This window comes from Janthinobacterium sp. C22 (assembly GCF_057919405.1).
In genome coordinates this window covers 3,766,031-3,783,367 of the sequence record NZ_CP193659.1, presented here as the reverse complement: position 1 = coordinate 3,783,367, position 17,337 = coordinate 3,766,031, and the positions used below count along the sequence as shown (strand labels likewise).

The window sequence follows — 17,337 nt, the reverse complement described above, 5'->3', positions numbered from 1 at the left end:
CCATTCTCCAAGCACGCTGTCCTGGTCAAGAATATCGGCCAGGACAGCGCCGTTTGCACCCGCGCACGCCCGTGCGCCGTTGACACCCTGCACCGTCTGTCCTATAGTCGCCGGGTTAACGACAAATGAGAATGAGAATCATGTTCAGTTCTATCAAGAAATGGCTGGTCTGCTATCCGCTCGTGGCTGCCAGCCTCAGCCTGTTACTGGCCGGAGGCGCGCAGGCGCAGGCGACCGATCCTGGCGCCGGTGCCAAACAGTTGTGGCAACTCATTGATTATGTTGCCGTCGACTACAGCGGCGCCGTCGAGCACGGCAAAGTGGTCAGCGAAGCGGAATACGCGGAAATGCTCGACTTTACCGACAACGCGACGACGCAGATCGCCGCCCTGCCCGTCCACGCGTCGCAGGCGGCCATCGCCGCCGCCATCGCCGACCTGCGCAAAGCCGTCGTGGCCAAGGCCGATGGCGTGGAAGTCAAGCGCCTGGCGCACCACGCAAACGGCTTGCTGATTGCCGCCTACCCGATCCCCGTGGCGCCGAAAGTGCTGCCGAACCTGGCGCGCGGCGCGGCCCTGTATGCGGCCCAGTGCGCTTCTTGCCACGGCGTGGCCGGCGGCGGCGACGGTCCGCTGGCGGCCAGCCTGGAACCGAAGCCGATCGCCTTCACGGATGGCGATCGGGCGCAGTCGCGTAGCGTGATGGCCCTGTACCAGGTCATTTCGCAAGGCGTGGCGGGCACCTCGATGGCCAGTTTCGGCCAGCTGTCCGAAAACGAGCGCTGGGACCTGGCTTTTTTGTTGGCGGCATGTCGCACGACGCGGCGGCGCGCAGCCACGGCGAAAAGCTGTGGCAGGACGATCCACGGGCCAAGCAACTGTATGCGGACCTGGCCGCCGTGACGACCGTGACGCAGGAAGCGGCGGCCGCCAAGCTGGGCGCGGATGAGGCCTTGGCCCTGACGGCATACCTGCGCAGCCATCCTGACAAGGCCGAGGCGCACAAGCCTGCCGGCCTGGCCCTGTCGCGTATGCGCCTGGCCGAAAGCCTGGCCGCCATGCATGCGGGCGACCGCGCAGGCGCCACGCGCCTGGGCCTGTCCGCCTACCTGGACGGTTTCGAGCCGATCGAGCCGATGGTGGGCGCGCGCAACAAATCCCTGCTGCTGGCCGTGGAAAACGCCATGCTGGCCTACCGTTCCGCCGTTGCCAAGGGCACGGTGGCCGACGCCGAGGCGGCCGGCGAAACGCTGCAGCAACTGTTTACCCACGTGGAAGCGGAACTGGGCGACGCCAAGGCCGACCCGATGACGACCTTTGTCGGCGCGCTGACGATACTGCTGCGCGAAGGCGTGGAAGCGCTGCTGATCGTCATCGGCATCATCGCCTTCCTGCGCAAGGCCAAGCGCAACGACGTGCTGCCTTACGTGCATGCGGGCTGGGCCAGCGCCCTGGTGGCGGGCGGCCTGACGTGGGTGGCGGCAACGTATCTGGTGACCATCAGCGGCGCCAGCCGCGAAGTGAGCGAGGGTCTCGGTTCCGTGTTCGCGGCCCTGGTCCTGCTCAGCGTGGGCCTGTGGATGCACCAGAAGAGCAGCGCCGGGCGCTGGCAGGAATATTTGCACGAGAAACTCACGGCGGCGATGACGCGGCGCTCGGCCTGGGGCCTGTTCGCCCTGGCCTTCATCGCCGTCTACCGCGAAGTGTTTGAAACCGTGCTGTTCTATTCCGCCCTGGCGGCGGACGGCAACGGCGGCGCCCTGCTGGGCGGCTTCCTGGTGGCCATCGTGCTGCTGGTCGTGATCGCCTGGGCCTTGCTGCGCACCAGCGCCCGCATGCCGATCGGCAAGTTCTTCTCGTGGACGTCCGCCTTCGTGGCCGTGCTGGCCGTGATATTGATGGGCAAAGGCGTGGCCGCACTGCAGGAAGCGGGTTGGGTCGGCGTCACCCCCGTCGACTTCATGCGCATCGACCTGCTGGGCATCCTGCCGACGGCGGAAACCCTGCTGGCGCAGGCGGCCATCCTGGCCATCATCATCGTCGGCTATGGCTGGAACCGCGTTTCCGCAGGCAAGCGCAAGCTGGCCTGACATTAAGTTCGCCCCTTGAAGCGCGCCGGTACGGGCGTTTCCGCCAGCCCCCGATAGCAGCAGGCCGCCATCGGGGGCTGTTGCATTGCGGCGGCTTAGCGCGCCGTGGCGCCCGACGACTTGTTGCCGTGTACCTTCACCCCCGCCAGCCAGGTCTCCTCCACCTCGATGTCGCGCAGCTTGCGCACGGTCTCGTCCAGCGGGTCTTGCGCCAGAATCACCAGGTCGGCCCGCTTGCCGGCTTCCAGTGAGCCGACCAGGTGATCGAGGTGGCAGTGCCAGGCGGCATCGAGCGTGACGGCGCGCAAGGCCGCCATGCGGCCCAGGCGCTCATCCGGATTCAGCACCTCTTTCGCCGGCGCGGCTTCCATGGTGCGGAACACCGCCTGCTCCATCATGCGCAAGGGTCCCAGCGGCGAGACGAAATGGTCCGAATGCAAGCTGATGCGCATACCCGCTTGCAATGCCGACTGGCAACGGTCCAGCAACTGGGCGCGCTCCTGGCCAAAAATGGTGTGCTGGAACGTATGCCCCCAGTAGCCGACGTGGCCGATGAGAAAACTGGGATTCAATTGCAGTTCGGCCATCTTGTCGATTGCCGCGTCATTCAGCAGCGACGCGTGCTCGACGCGCAGCCGCAGCTGGCGCCGCTTCCGCGCCTCCTCTTCGCCGGGACCGCCCGGCTGCGGCGTTAGTACCTGCGCGTAGCTGTCCAGCACATACTCCACCGCCTTGTCGCCGTTGGCGTGCACCAGCACGGGCCAGCCGTGCCCCACCGCCTTGTCCAGCATGCGGGTGAACACGGACGTCTCGGGATAATTGCTCAGGCCGGTGTCCGGCACCCCGGGAACGGAGTGCTCGTGCGAACAGGCATAGGGCTCGCTCTGGTAGCCCGTCAAGCCCTGGTTGGAGCCATCCGCGATCAGCTTGATCGCCTTGATGCTGAAACGCTGGTCGCCGCGGCTGTCCAGATCCGGCGTGTAGCGCTGCAGCCAGTGGTCCAGCGCCTGTTCTTCGGGTTTGGTGAACAGCGCGGCACCGATGCGCACGGGCCCCAGGTGGGCCGCCAGCTTGAGCAAGCCGATTTCCAGCTGCGGCTGCTCGGTGGCACCGAGGCCGGCATCGAAGACGGTGGTGATGCCCATGGCGGATGCGTTGTCCAGCACCTGCTTCAGGCTGGCCACAAATTCCAGCAGTCTGGGTTGCGGCGCGACCAGCAGCGCCTTGGCGATATTGATCTCGGTCAGCACGCCGGAAGGGGTGTCCGTGATGCCAGCCGCGTTCAGCGCGGCGGTATTCAGATAGGCAAGGTGGCCGGAAGAGTTCATCAGCAGGATGGGCACCGTGCCGCTCAGCGGATCCAGCCGGCTGGCGGTGATATCTTCCCAATCCAGCATCAGCGAGGGATCGACGCCGAAACCGAGCACCCAAGGGTTGCCATTCTTGTCTTTCGGCAGCGTGTCCGGCTGGGCCAGCGCGTTGCCGATCTGCCGGCTGATGCTGTGGAAACTGTATTCAGGATCCAGCTCCTGTTGCAGGAGGGGCTGCTGGAACGGCGTGAGCGGCAGCCAGCTCCTGTACAGCGCGCTGGGCAGGACGTGCATGTGGGGTTCGACGAAACCAGGCAGCAAGGTGCGTCCGTTCAAATCCGTCTCGCCCGGCTGGTGCGGCTGCATGGCCAGGCGCACCGCGTGCAGCGTGCCGGCGGCAACGATGCTGCCGCCGGCGATGCCCAGGGCCTCCACCTGGCCGCTACCGGCGCTGGCCAGGGTATGGATCACACCGTTATGGAAGATCATGGCTTGCGGCGCCAGTGTCCGGGAATGCTGGCCATAGGCTTGTTGAAACGCCGCATCGAGTTCACCGCCGGGTACGGTTTCCGTCAACAGGCCGCTAGTCAATGCTGGCAGATGGGGCAGGTTGCAGCAGGCGCAACCGAGATGGTCATGGCTCATGCAGATTCCTATCAGAAGTTAATGATTTAAATCAATGAAGTCATCCATTATTCTGGTTTAAATATACCCAACGACAGAATATCGGGAGAATATTACGTCCGGACTGGCTTGCTTGTTGCCAGTAACTATCTCGGAGCATAACGAATTGAAAATCAAAAAGACTCAAACATTGTCACGTCAATGTAAATGACTGCATGGATTTTTCTGACACCCTGCAGCGTATTTATTTTTAGAAGAATTTTATCTTCCAATGTTTCCGGCAAAAGAAATCCCGATATAGATCATCGCGTGACAATTGGATAGCTATATTTTATAAATTTTAATTATATTCAGCATTGCAGAGATTATGCCGGCCACCCGAACAGCGGCCGTATCCAGAAATTCCCATCCATTGAATGCACCACCAACGAAAGCTTATCGATGAAAACTCAACGCGCAACAACCTGGTCGCTGGGTCTTATTGTGGCAGGCGCCCTGTTATCTTCGCATGCCTATGCGGCGAAAATTCCCGACTGCGGCAAAAGGGAACCGAGCAAAACCCTGCCCACCCCGCAAAACAGCGAATATGACGCATACCGCAATGCGAAGACGACCGCGGTGGCCGGTGGTCCGGGCAATACCGTCTTCAATAACAATGAACGCCGCCTTCCCGCCGCAGGCAAGGACGAGGTTTATTATGAATATTATCTGGGTATCGGCGGCGATGGCGGAGCCGGTTCCCATCGTGCGGTATTGCTTGTGCAGACCCCGGCGGGGAAACGCAAGCTGGTGGAACGCTATTACACGCAGGATCACTATGCGTCCTTTTGCAGCCTGAAGAACTAGTTTTTTCAAATACGAGCCGCAGCAGCGGAACACCTGCTGCGGCGCGTCGCGTGCACGGTGTTGAAAACTGCGATATGATGATCGTCATGCGAAATTTACCTACTGCGACATCGAACAACTCAGGGGCCAAACCCACGGCGCACAGCCGCAAGGAAGCCACCCACGACCGCATCGTCGAGGTGGCCACGCGCGCCATCCGCCGCAGCGGCTATGCGGGGACAGGCGTGGCCGACATCATGAAGGAAGCGGGCCTGACGCACGGCGGCTTCTATGCGCACTTCGCTTCGCGCGACGCGCTGCTGGCCGAAGCGGGCGACCGCGCGGGCGCCGAAGCGGTGGCGCTGGCGGCCCGGGTGGCCGCCTCCGCCCCGCCCGGCCAGGCGCTGCAGGCCATGCTGGCCGCCTACCTGTCGCCCGAACACGTCGCCGCCATCGAGGTGGGCTGCCCCGTCTCGGCGCTGGGTTCGGAAATGCCGCGCCAGGCGCCCGAGGTGCGGCGCGCCGCCACCATCCACATCAAGGAAATGATCGACCTGTTCGCGCGCCAGCTGCCGAACTGGGGCCAGCCGGAAGCGCACGCGCAAGCCATGGCGACGGTGTGCGCCATGATCGGCACCACCATCCTGGCGCGCGCCGTCGACGAGCCGGCCCTGTCGGACGCGCTGTGCGCGGCCACCCTGGCGCAGTTTCAAGAGACAAACCAGCCGTAACGCCCATGGCCCGGGTCCGTCCCGGGCTTTTTTCAAACAACAATATGACGATCATCATATTTTATTTCCAAAACTGTCCACCACTGAAGGAACTGCCATGAACAACAACAAGATTGCCCTGGTCACCGGCGCCTCGTCCGGCATCGGCGCCGCCACGGCCCAACGCCTGGCGCAGGCGGGCTACACGGTGTATGGCACCAGCCGCCGCGGCGCGCAAGCGCAAGACGTGCGCGACTACACGATGCTGGCGCTCGACGTCACCAGCGATGCCTCGGTGGCGACAGCCGTCGCGGCCGTCCTGCAGGCGGAGGGCCGCATCGACCTGCTGGTCAATAACGCCGGTTTCGGCGTGGCGCCAGCGGGCGCCGAGGAAAGCAGCGTGGCGCAAGCGCAAGCGATATTCGATACGAATTTCCACGGCGTTGTGCGCATGACCCTGGCCGTGCTGCCGCACATGCGGGCCCAGAGCGGCGGGCGCATCCTCAATATCGGTTCCGTCGTGGGCTTCCTGCCCATGCCCTATGGCGCGCTGTATTCGGCCAGCAAGCACGCCATCGAGGGCTACACTGAATCGCTCGACCATGAAGTGCGCGGCTGGGGCATCCGCGCCAGCGTCATCGAGCCGGCCTACACGAAAACCACGTTCGAAGCCAATCTGCTGGCGCCAGATAGCCCGCTGTCCGCCTACCGGCAAGTGCGCGCGGACGTCACGCGCCGGCTGCCGGCGCTGATGGCCGGCGCCGATGATCCTGGCGTCGTGGCCGATACCATCCTGGCGGCGGCCCAGGCGCGCCAGCCGAAATTGCGCTACACGGCCGGGCCGCTGGCGGCACGCCTGCGCCTGATGCGCCGTTTCCTGCCCGCCGCGCTGATGGACGCCGGCTTGCGCAAGGACCTGCGTCTGACCTGAGCGCCAGCGCCAGCGCCTTTTCAGCATTCAGAGAGAACATCATGCAAGCATTGCAACTCAAACGATACGGCGGCCTCGATCACGTGGCGTTTGCCGACCTGCCCCGCCCCGCGCCCGGTCCCGGCGAACTGCTGGTGCGCGTGCACGCCGTGGGACTCAATCCCATCGACTACCTGATTCCCGGGGCGACTTCAAGCCGATCTTGAAAATGCGCTTGCCGGCTACCCTGGGCAGTGACCTGGCCGGCGTGGTCGTGGAAGTCGGCAGCGGCGTCACGCGCTTCAAGACGGGCGACGCCGTGTATGCGAGTATTTTCGACACGCCGCACGGCAGCCTGGCCGAATTTGCCGTCGTGCCCGAACAGGCGGCCGCCCTGAAACCGGCCAGCCTCGATTTCGTGCAGGCGGCGTCGATACCGATGGTGGGCTTGACGGCGTGGCAAGCCATGCATGAGCGCATGCAGCTGCGGCCGGGCCAGAAAGTGTTCATCCCGGCCGGTTCCGGCGGCATCGGCACGTTTGCCATCCAGCTGGCCCGGCACCTGGGCGCCCGCGTGGGCACGACCACCAGCACGGCCAACGTGGAACTGGTGCGCGGCCTGGGCGCCGATGAGGTGATCGATTACAAGAAACAACCGTTCGAGGAGGTGCTGCGCGATTACGACGCTGTGCTGGGCACGGTGCGCGGCGACGGGCTGGAAAAGGCCTTGCGCATCGTCAAGCCTGGCAGTCGCGTCGTCTCGCTGATCGGCCCGCCGGACGCCGCGTTCGCCCGCGCGCGCGGCATGCACGTGGTGCTGAAACTGGTGTTCGGCTTACTCAGCCGCAAGATCATCGGCCAGGCGCGGCGGCGCGGCGCCAGCTACGCCTTCCACTTCGTGCGTCCCGACGGCGGCCAGCTGGCGCAGATCGCCGCCCTGCTCGAAGCGGGCGCCATCCGTCCCGTCATCGACCAGGTGTTTCCTTTTCTGGAGGCGAAACCGGCGCTGGCCTACCTGGCGCAGGGCCGCGCGCGCGGCAAGGTGGTGGTGCGGCTGCCCGTGCCTTGAACGGGCAGCGCCGCAACGGCGTTGGGCGCCGTGACTATGTGTGAGTTTTGCGTTGGCAATTTCGGCCATACTCGTTGTCAACCCTTTACCTATTGATACCGCTCAACTTCAATAAAGGTAGCTCATGCGCGTTTTCCCGGAATGCTGCTGGTTCGCTATCGCCCTCGCGGCCGGCACCGGCCATGCCGCCGAACCGGGCGTGACCGATACGCACATCCGGCTCGGCATGGTCAATGCGCAAACGGGCGCGGCATCGGGGCTGGGGCGGGCCATGCTCGACGGCGCGACGGCCGTGTTCCAGGAAGCGAACCGGAACGGCGGCATCCATGGCCGCAGCATCGAACTGGTGGTGGCCGACGATGGCTACGATCCGGACCGCGCCATCAGCGAAACGCTCAGGCTGGTCGAGGAAGAACAGGTGTTCGCCCTGTTCGGCAACGTGGGCACGCCCACCACCAACGCCGTCATCCCGATCGTCCAGGAAATGAAGGTGCCGCTGGTGGGCGCATTTACGGGCGCGATGACCTTGCGCCGCCCCGTGGTGCATGAAATCATCAACTTTCGCGCCAGTTACGACGATGAGTCCGATGCCCTGGTGCAGTACTTCGCCAGCCGGGGCATCCAGCGCTTCGGCGTGCTGTACCAGGACGACGGTTTCGGCAATGCCGTGCTCGACGGCACCGTGCGCGCCCTGCAGCGGCGCGGCATGGAACTCGTCGCCAAGGGCGCGTTCCAGCGCGGCACGACGGCCGTCAAGGCGGGCCTGGCGGCCCTGATCGGGCACGACCTGCAAGCGGTGATCATGGCCGGCCCCTACACCCCGGTGGCCGCATTCGTGCGCGAGGCGGGCCAGGCCGGGCTGAAGGCGGCCTTGGCCACGGTATCGTTTGTCGGCACCGACAGCCTGCTGCAACTGCTGGGCACGGAAGGCAACAACATCGTCATTTCGCAGGTGGTGCCCCTGCCGGAAGACCGCCAGCTGCCGATCGCCGCCGACTGCGCCGCGCTGCTGGCCAGGCACGTACCGTCGGCCAGGCTGTCTTTCGTCAGTTTCGAGGGCTGCATCTCGGCCACCCTGATGGTGGCGGCGCTGCACCGCGCGGGCGCCGGCCTCACGCGCGAGCGCCTGATCCAGAGTTTCGAGACGTTCGACCGGCTCGATCTCGGCGGCTTGCAGGTGACGCTGCGGCCAGGCGACCACCAGGCGTCGACGGCCGTTTTCCTGACCCGCATCGCCGACGGCAGGATCGTGCCGGCGGACCCGGCGCTTGGCGCGAAGTGATGCGCGTCCCCCTGCCCTGGAACCCGGCATGAAAATCCGCACCAAGCTCATCATCAGTACCAGCGTCCTGCTGGCGGGCGTGGCGGCCATGGCGGCGGCCGGCCTGCTGCTGGTGAAAGGCATCGAAACCCATGTCCACGGCTTGACCGACGAGACGGTGCCGCTGTACACGGACGTGTTGCGCCTGCGCTATACCGTGCAAGACATGGCATCGGACTTTTTCGAGCTGGGCAAGGCGGAAGACATGGCGCAGCTGGAGCAGGTATCGCACAAGATCGGCGCCAATATCCAGGCCGCCGAGCGCCTCAGCAACGATTTGCGGCGCCATGGCGAGTCGCAGGCGCCCCGCTACCATGCGGCCTTCGAACGGGAATTCCAGCGCATGCGCGTCGCCGTGCGCAAGCGCCTGGAAAACGAGGCCTATTACAAGGCGCAGGCGACGGAGATGCGGCAAGTGCTGGCGCAGATCAAGGCCGCCGCCAAAGGCGCGCGCGGCAAGATCCGCCTGGTCGACAGCCAGGCCCAGACCACGGCCGCCGAGGTACAGCTGCAAAGCCAGCGCCTGAACCAGAATGCCCGCTACCTGACGGATTTGCGCAAGAGCATCCACGACATGCAGATTGCGCTGGCCGAGACGGAAGCCGTGAAGAACCGTTTCCGCATCGCGCCGCTGCGCGAGCGGCTGACGGCGGCCGTCGCGCACCTGGCGGGCACCAGCGAGCGCGACATCAGCCCGTCCCAGCTGGCGCTGCGGGGGAAACTGCTGGCCACGGCGCGCCAGATGCTCGATCCCGCCGCCGGCTTGCTGGCCCTGCGCGCCGGCCTGCTGGCCGAGGGCGGCGCCGGCGCGGCGCGGCAGGCGGCCTATCTTGCGCTCAAGGAGCAAACCAGCGCCGCCCTGGCCGCTGCCCACCTGCGCCTGGCCGAGGAGCTCGACCCCATCGAACTGCAGCTGGCCATCGGACGCGACCGGCTGGCCGAGGCGGGCCGCTACATGCACACCTCGGCCCGCATCGAGGATGCCAGCGGCGAAATCAACCTGGCCGTCGACGCCATCAGCATCGACGTGGGCGAAGTCATGCTCGCCACGGCCGCCGACGACGTCGCGCGCCTGGGCCGCGATATCGCCCGGCGCATCCGCGCCCTGCACCGCGACATGGCGACCATGCAGACCTTGCTGCAAAGCATAGGCCAGCTGGGCTTGCTGGCCGAAACGCGGACCGTCAACACCTACCTGGACGCCGTGGAGCGCTCGGGACGGCGGCTGGTGCAGGCCAAGGGTAGCGTGCTCGACAGCCAGACGGCGCTGGGCGAAGTCATCGACCACGTGCGCGCCTTCGAGCGGGAACAGGCCGCCTATTCCGCGCAGCAGGTGGCGCGCATCACGGGCCAGCAGCAGGAGGCGGTGACCAAGGTGCGCGACGGCGTGCGGCATGCCTTCATGCTGATCCTCGGCATCGCGCTGGTCCTGCTGCTGGCCTGCGTGGCCATCACGGGCCTGATCAGCGCATCGATCGCCAGGCCGCTGGCGCGCCTGTCCTACGCGATCGCGCATATCCGCGACGGCAAGGCGCTGTCGGTGCGCGTGGCGCAGCACGGCAGCGATGAGCTGGGGCAGCTGATCACGGGTTTCAACGGCATGCTTGAACACGTGGAACAGCGCGACCTGGCGCTCACGCAGGCCAAGGCCGAGGCCGACGCCGCCAACCGCGCCAAATCGGAGTTCCTGGCCAAGATGAGCCATGAAATCCGCACGCCGATGAATGGCGTGCTGGGCATGACGGAATTGCTGCAGCGCACGGAACTGAGTCCCAAGCAGCAGCGTTTCGTGCACACGGTGCACCGTTCGGGCGAAAGCCTGCTCAGCATCATCGACGACATCCTCGATTTTTCCAAGATCGAGGCGGGCAAGCTGGTGCTCGAACACATCCCCTTCGATCTGCGCCAGGTGATCGACGACGTGGTGGCGCTGTTTGCCAGCGGCATCGAGCGCAAGGCCATCGCATTTAGCTGCCGCATCGCCCCAGACGTGCCGCAGCATGTGCGCGGCGACCCCGTGCGCCTGCGCCAGATCCTCACCAACCTGCTCAACAACGCCACCAAGTTCACGGAACGGGGCGACATTGCCGTCGACGTCAGCTGCCCCGCCGCCGGCCAGCTGCGCCTGGAAGTGCGCGACACGGGCATCGGCATGACGCCGGAAGCGGCGGCGGCCGTCTTCCAGCCCTTCCGCCAGGCCGACAGCACCACCTCGCGCAAATACGGCGGCACGGGGCTGGGCCTGGCCATCATCAAGCAGCTGGCGGAAATGATGGGCGGCAACATCGTGCTCGAATCCGTGGCGGGACAGGGCTCCCGCTTCGCCGTCACCGTCGTCGTGGGCGAGGTGGCGCCCGAGGATGCGCCGGCGCCGCCGAGGATGCCCGCCCTGCCCGCCGCGCCGGACGGCGCCGCCACAGCGCCGGCGCCGCTGCGCATGCTGCTGGTGGAAGACAACGCGATCAACCGGGAAATCGCCCTGGCCATGCTGGAGGACACCCCTTACGAGGCCACGCCGGCCGACAACGGGCGGCGCGCGCTGGCCCTGTGGGAGCGCTACCCCTTCGATGTGATCCTGATGGATTGCCAGATGCCGGAAATGGACGGCTTCGAAGCGACCCGGCATTTGCGCCGCATGGAAACCCAGCAAGGCCGCAGCCGCACGCCCATCATTGCCCTGACCGCCAATGCCATCCTGGGCGACCGCGAACTGTGCCTGGCCGCGGGCATGGACGACTATCTCGCCAAGCCGTACACGCGCGCCGCCCTTCTGGCCGTGCTGGACCGCTGGCGCCCATCGGCGGCAGCGGAGACGGCGGAGACGGCGGAGGAAGTCGACCCGGCGCAGGCGGAGCCGGCGGCGGCGAGCGATGCAAGCCCCATTCTCGACGCGGCCGCCCTGCAAAACCTGCGCGCCATGCGGCGTCCCGGCCGTCCCGACGTGCTGGGGCGCATCATCGACCTGTTCTACAGCGACGCCCCGCGCCTGCTGGGCCAGTTGGAAGTGGCCGCCGGCGCCAGCGACGCCGCGGCGCTGCAGCTGGCCGCGCACACCTTCAAGTCCAGCTGCGCCAACGTGGGCGCGCTGGGTCTGTCGGCCACCTGCCGTGAAATCGAACAATATGCGCGCGGCAATGACGTCGGCGGCGCGCTGCACCATATCCGCGGCATCCAGCAAGAACTCGACCGTGTCCTCGCCGCCCTGGCCATTGAGAAGGAAGCCATATGAATACCGCACAAGCCCCGCAAGCACTGGTCCTGGTGGTCGATGACGACACCATGACGCGCATCCTGGTGACGGAAGCGCTGGAGCCGGAAGGCTTCCGCATCGAGGAAGCGGCCAGCGGCCTGGAAGCGCTGGCCGCCTTCCAGCGCGGCGTGCCCGACCTGATCCTGCTCGACGTCGCCATGCCCGGCATGAGCGGCTTCGAATGCTGCGCGCAGCTGCGCCGGCTGCCCGGCGGCGCGCACGTGCCCATCGTCGTGCTGACCGGCAACGACGACGACGACTCCATCAAGCAGGCGCTGGAAGCGGGCGCCAGCGACTTCATTTCCAAGCCGATGCAGTGGCGGCTGCTGGCGCACCGGCTGCGCTACCTGCTGCGTGCCAGCAGCGCGCTCACCGAGCTGAGCCGTATCCAGGAAAGCCTCAGCCACGCACAGGCGCTGGCCCGCCTCGGCAACTGGGAATACCGGGGCACCGGCGGCGACGGCTACTGGTCGCCGGAACTGTTGCGCATCCTGGGCCTGGAAGCCGATTCCGGCGCCACCAGCTTCGACCGCCTGGTGCAATGCCTGCCCGAAGACCAGCGGCCCCTGCTGCTCGATGCCTTCATGGAACTGCATGCCAACGGCACCAGCTACAGCCTGGAGCACAAGGTGCTGCAGCCCGATGGCGGCGAATGCATCGTCTTTCACCAGGCCGAGGCCGTGCGCCAAGGCCATCGGGTGCTGCTGATGCGCGGCACCGTGCAGGACATCACGGAACGCAAGCTGCAGCAAAGGCGTATCGAATATCTGGCCAACCACGATGCGCTGACGGACTTGCCCAACCGCCAGCTGCTGAACGACCGCATCGGCCAGGCCATCGCCCACGCCCGCCGCACCCGTTTGCACCTGGCGACCCTGATGCTGGACCTCGACCGTTTCAAGTTCGTCAATGACAGCTATGGCCACCCTGTTGGGGACGCGCTGCTGCAGGAAGTGGCCCGCCGCCTGAAGCTGGCCGTGCGCGAAGGCGACACCGTGGCCCGCCAGGGCGGCGACGAGTTCGTCGTCCTGCTGACGGATCTGTCCGACATCGAGACGGCCGAACAGATCGTGAAAAAAGTACTCGAGGTGTTCGCCGATCCTGTCGTGCTGGGCGAGCATACCTTGCACGTCAGCACCAGTATCGGCGCCAGCGTCTTCCCCTCCGACGGCGACAGCGCCGACATGCTGCTCAAGACGGCCGACGCGGCCCTCTACAGCGCCAAGGACAAGGGCCGCAACGGCTACCAGTTCTACAATCACAAGATGGGCGTGCTGGTGGAGGAACGCGCCGAAATCGAGCACGCGCTGCACCAGGCGCTGGCGCTGGGCGAGCTGGAATTGCACTACCAGCCCAAGGTCGACCTCACCAGCGGCAAGATCTACGGCATGGAAGCGCTGCTGCGCTGGCGCCGCGACGGCATCGGCCTGGTGCCGCCGGACCGCTTCATTCCCCTGGCCGAGGAAACGGGCATGATCGTGCCCATCGGCGAATGGGTGCTGCGCACGGCGTGCGCCCAGCTCGGCGTTTGGCATGCCTACGGCTTTACGCACCTGACGATGGCCGTCAACGTGTCGGCACGCCAGTTCCGCCAGACCGACATGCCGGAACTGGTGCGCGCGGTGCTGGCGGAAAGCGGCATGCCGGCCCACTGCCTGGAACTGGAGCTGACGGAGAGCGTGCTGATGCAAAACCGCGACCTGGTGGTGCGGGCGCTGGAACAGTTGAAGGAAATCGGCGTCACCCTGTCGCTGGACGACTTCGGCACCGGCTATTCCAGCCTGTCGTATCTGAAGCAGTTTCCCATCGACGTGGTCAAGATCGACCAATCGTTCATCCGCGACGTGACCGACAGCGTGGATGGCGCCTCGCTGACCCGCTCCATCATCGCCATGGCCAAGTCCCTGCACATGACCACCGTGGCCGAAGGGGTGGAAACGGAGGGTCAATTGGGCTTTCTCAATACCAACCGCTGCGACGCCATGCAAGGCTATTACTTCAGCCGCCCGCTGCCCGGCGCCGAGATGGATCTGATGCTCTATGCCGGCACCCATTTGCCGCCCGAGAGCTGCCATGCCGTCGCGCCCCAGCGCGTGCTGCTGCTGGTCGACGACGAGGAGCATATCCTGTCCGCCCTGCGCCGCTCGCTGCGCAAGGAGGGCTACCAGATACTCAGCACCACCAATCCGCAGGAAGCGCTGGAACTGGTCGCCTCCCATGCGGTGGGCGTGATCCTCACGGATGCGCGCATGCCGGGCATGTCCGGCAACGAACTATTGCGCCGCATCAAGGGCATCTATCCGGAGATCGTGCGCGTGATGCTGTCCGGCTATCCTGAGCTGCATTCGGTCACGGCGGCCATCAACGAAGGTTCGGTGTACAAGTTCATCACCAAACCCTGGGATGAAACCCTGCTGAAAGACCATTTACTGGAAGCCTTCCAGCGCTTCGAATCGGGCGTGCAACGGCCGCCACGGGGTCCCCATGGCATCGAGATCGGCAACCGAGCCGCCTAGGCGCCGGCAGGAGCCATCATGCAGGAGCAGCTGTTCTTCGAAGGCTTGCGCGCCCTGGCCGAAGCGGCCTTTCCCAAGCATTGCGCCTGCTGCGGCCGCGTCTTCGCCACGGCGGACGAGTTCATCGGGCAGACACGGGCTATGCAGCAGAATGTCTCCGGGCTGAAACAAAGTTTCGATGACAACAATGTCGCCATCGTCGAGGTCTACCGCAATTGCCTGTGCGGCTCGACCCTGATGGATTTCTTTTCTGACCGGCGCGGCACCTCCGAACCGTGCCAGCAGCGGCGCCAGCTGTTTGAGCGCCTGCTACCGCTGCTGCAGGAAAAAGGCATGGAACGGGCTGCGGCGCGCAACTATCTGCTGCAAGTCGTGCGCGGCCAGTTGCCGTAACGGCGGTGCTTGCATATATGATGCCGCCTGCACACACAAACAGCGAAAGGCAGGCGGCGGAGAATGACAACGATCACTGGGCGATTGCAGGAAGCGGGCTTCGATGCGGCACAGGCCGCTGCCCTGGCGCAGGATATTAAACAGAAGAAATATGGTCCCTTGCTGCAGCAGCTGCTGCTGCGCGGCCTGTGGGCCGATGTCGTCGATGACAGCTTGCCGCGGCCACAGTGGCTGGAACGCTGGCGCGCGCTGGGCGAGTCGGGCTTTCCCTTCATCAACGCCCCTGCCCTGCAGCGCCTGCTGGACGCGGGTGTCGACGTGCACGACCTGACGGACGTCGTGCGATCCGCGCAGGTGTTGACTATCTACAATATCGCCCAGCTGATCGACGAACCCTGCCGCGACCTGGGCTACGACCTGGAAGAAACGCCCGACCTGGCGCTGGCGGCCGTCGATGACGGCGGCGCCCTGCACCGTTACGGCAGCCTGCACGACGCGCTGGAAGAACTCGATCCGGCGGGCCGCCACGGCCAGCCCCGCACGCTGGAACTGCGCCAGTTCGGCGGCTTGCCGGCAGCGCAGCAGGAAGAACTCCGGGACTTGCTGGAAAAAAGCCTGGTCGCAGGCGGCCGTCTTGTGGAAGCGCGCCGTGGGCGGCGAGCTGGCGCACTGCCTGGCGGCCATGCGGCAGCTGGTGCGCCAACTGTAACTTGCTCTACCAGTAGCCAAGCACCTTCCACCAGGTCGTGCCGACGACGGCAAAGATCAGCAGCTCCGCCACGCACATGATGAAGCCGACCCGCCACCAGTTGCCCATCGTCACGAAGCCGCTGCCGAAGATGATGGGCGAGGTGCCCGTCGCATAGTGGGTCAGGGTCATCATGATGGCCGAGCCGGCCGTCATCATCAGCATGAACGGCACGTGGTACTCGGCCGGGATCAGGTGCAGGCCCACCGTCAGGAAGGCCAGCAGCATGGCGCTGATGTGCGCCGTCGTGCTGGCAAAGAAATAATGCGAAAACACGAACACCAGCACCAGGACGCCGGCGATCGGCAGCCAGTCCATGCCGCTGGCGACAATCGCCGCCTTCATGCCGGCCGAAAACCAGGCGATCACGCCCGTCTTGTTCAGCTGCTCGGCCATCATCACCAGGGCGCCAAACCACACCAGGGTATCCCAGGCGCTCTTTTCCGACAGCACGTCGTCCCAGTCGATGGTGCCCGTGATGATCAGCACGAACAGGCCGACAAAAGCGACCACTGTCGCATCGAGCGAAAAGGCGGGGCCGAACAGCATGGCGGGCACATTCGCCCACAGCAGCAGCAACAGGGCGAAGGTGCCCAGCATGACTTTTTCCGGCGGCGACAGCGGGCCCATGCCTTTCAGCTCCGCCTTGGCGTAGGTGACGGCGTCCGGTGTGGCCTTCAGCTCCGGCGGCGACAGCCAATAGATAATCAGGGGCATGACCAGCAGGCAGACCAGGCCCGGCAGCAGCATGCACAGGGCCCAGGTGGTCCACGTCAGGTGGAAACCCTGGCCGCTGGCCTTGGCCACGAAATCGACCACCAGCGGGTTGGGCGCCGTGGCCGTCAGGAACATGGCCGACGTGATCGGGTTGGCATGGTAGTTGACGAGGGCCAGATACGTGCCCACCTTCTTTTCCGTACCCTTGGCCGGGTCCGAATCGAAGGCATTGGCGATCGATTTCATGACGGGGTGGACGATGCCGCCGCCGCGTGCCGTGTTACTGGGCGTAAATGGCGCCAGCACCAGTTCGCAGATCGCCAGGCCATAGCCGATGCCCATGGTGCGCTTGCCCAGCAGCGAAATGAACAGCAGGCCGACGCGGCTGCCCAGCCCCGTCTTTTTCAGGCCGCGCGATATCAGAATCGCCACGACGATCAGCCAGATCAATGGATTCGAGAAACTGCTGAGCGCATCCGTGATGGCGCCCTTGGACGAGGCCGACGTCACTTGCGACAAGGAAACGATGACGATGGCCATCATGGCCATCACGCCGATCGGCATGACTTTTAATATGATCGCCAGAATCGTGGTGAGGAAGATCGCCACCAGGCCCCAGGCCTTGGGCGTCAAGCCTTCGGGCGCCGGCAGCAATAGCATGCCGACAAGCAAGGCGGTGCAGATCAGGGCGGGGACGAGGCGGAATGGGACGGCTTCCTTGAAATGCAGGAACAGGTCGCGCACAGTTTTATACATCATGATTTCCTTTACTGGACAGGCATCCGGGCGGGCAGTGGCGCCCGCGCGGCTGGTGATAATTCTTTTTAGCAACATCATACAAGCTCATACGCAACC

10 protein-coding genes and 2 pseudogenes are annotated in these 17,337 nt (G+C 65.3%); 10 read left to right on the top strand and 2 right to left on the bottom strand.

Going from position 1 to position 17,337, the window contains the following annotated elements:
• Positions 1 to 140 precede the first annotated feature (140 nt).
• Positions 141 to 2,089 (top strand): annotated as a pseudogene (locus ACRHIG_RS17725) (FTR1 family protein).
• Between the two features lie 95 nt (positions 2,090 to 2,184).
• Here ACRHIG_RS17725 and ACRHIG_RS17720 read toward each other — a convergent pair.
• A complete protein-coding gene (locus tag ACRHIG_RS17720; protein WP_489627290.1) occupies positions 2,185 to 4,044 on the bottom strand; it encodes an amidohydrolase in 1,860 nt (619 codons plus the stop codon).
• 420 nt (positions 4,045 to 4,464) lie between these two features.
• Here ACRHIG_RS17720 and ACRHIG_RS17715 point away from each other — a divergent pair, with 420 nt between their 5' ends.
• The 9 genes and pseudogenes from ACRHIG_RS17715 (at position 4,465) to ACRHIG_RS17675 (ending at position 15,806) form a co-directional block, all read left to right on the top strand.
• Entirely contained in the window at positions 4,465 to 4,869 is a 405-nt protein-coding gene (locus tag ACRHIG_RS17715; protein WP_475413783.1) for a ribonuclease domain-containing protein, read from the top strand.
• A gap of 74 nt (positions 4,870 to 4,943) precedes the next feature.
• Complete coding sequence (locus tag ACRHIG_RS17710; protein ID WP_489627289.1) at positions 4,944 to 5,579, top strand: TetR/AcrR family transcriptional regulator; 636 nt, start codon at positions 4,944 to 4,946, stop codon at positions 5,577 to 5,579.
• Positions 5,580 to 5,676: 97 nt separating this feature from the next.
• The gene (locus ACRHIG_RS17705) at positions 5,677 to 6,489 is read left to right on the top strand and encodes an oxidoreductase (RefSeq protein ID WP_489627288.1); all 813 of its coding nucleotides are present in this window, start codon (positions 5,677 to 5,679) and stop codon (positions 6,487 to 6,489) included.
• Between the two features lie 41 nt (positions 6,490 to 6,530).
• A pseudogene (locus ACRHIG_RS17700) lies at positions 6,531 to 7,537 on the top strand (NADP-dependent oxidoreductase).
• A 124-nt stretch (positions 7,538 to 7,661) separates the two neighbouring features.
• Positions 7,662 to 8,819, top strand: a complete 1,158-nt coding sequence (locus tag ACRHIG_RS17695) for an ABC transporter substrate-binding protein (protein ID WP_489627287.1) — start codon at positions 7,662 to 7,664, stop codon at positions 8,817 to 8,819.
• A gap of 28 nt (positions 8,820 to 8,847) precedes the next feature.
• Positions 8,848 to 12,087, top strand: coding sequence for an ATP-binding protein (locus ACRHIG_RS17690; protein WP_489627286.1), 3,240 nt, complete (start codon positions 8,848 to 8,850; stop codon positions 12,085 to 12,087).
• Positions 12,084 to 14,624: an EAL domain-containing protein gene (locus ACRHIG_RS17685; protein WP_489627285.1), complete on the top strand. Its 2,541-nt coding sequence runs from the start codon at positions 12,084 to 12,086 to the stop codon at positions 14,622 to 14,624. Before ACRHIG_RS17690 ends, ACRHIG_RS17685 begins: the two co-directional genes overlap by 4 nt.
• Positions 14,625 to 14,642: 18 nt before the next feature.
• Positions 14,643 to 15,017 carry a hypothetical protein gene (locus tag ACRHIG_RS17680; RefSeq protein ID WP_489627284.1) on the top strand — a complete coding sequence of 125 codons (375 nt, stop codon included), beginning with the start codon at positions 14,643 to 14,645 and terminating at the stop codon, positions 15,015 to 15,017.
• Positions 15,018 to 15,080: 63 nt separating this feature from the next.
• A complete protein-coding gene (locus tag ACRHIG_RS17675) occupies positions 15,081 to 15,806 on the top strand; it encodes a hypothetical protein (RefSeq protein ID WP_489627283.1) in 726 nt (241 codons plus the stop codon).
• Here ACRHIG_RS17675 and ACRHIG_RS17670 read toward each other — a convergent pair.
• Positions 15,733 to 17,238 carry a DASS family sodium-coupled anion symporter gene (locus tag ACRHIG_RS17670; RefSeq protein WP_489630825.1) on the bottom strand — a complete coding sequence of 502 codons (1,506 nt, stop codon included), beginning with the start codon at positions 17,236 to 17,238 and terminating at the stop codon, positions 15,733 to 15,735. The genes ACRHIG_RS17675 and ACRHIG_RS17670 overlap by 74 nt on opposite strands.
• Positions 17,239 to 17,337 lie beyond the last annotated feature (99 nt).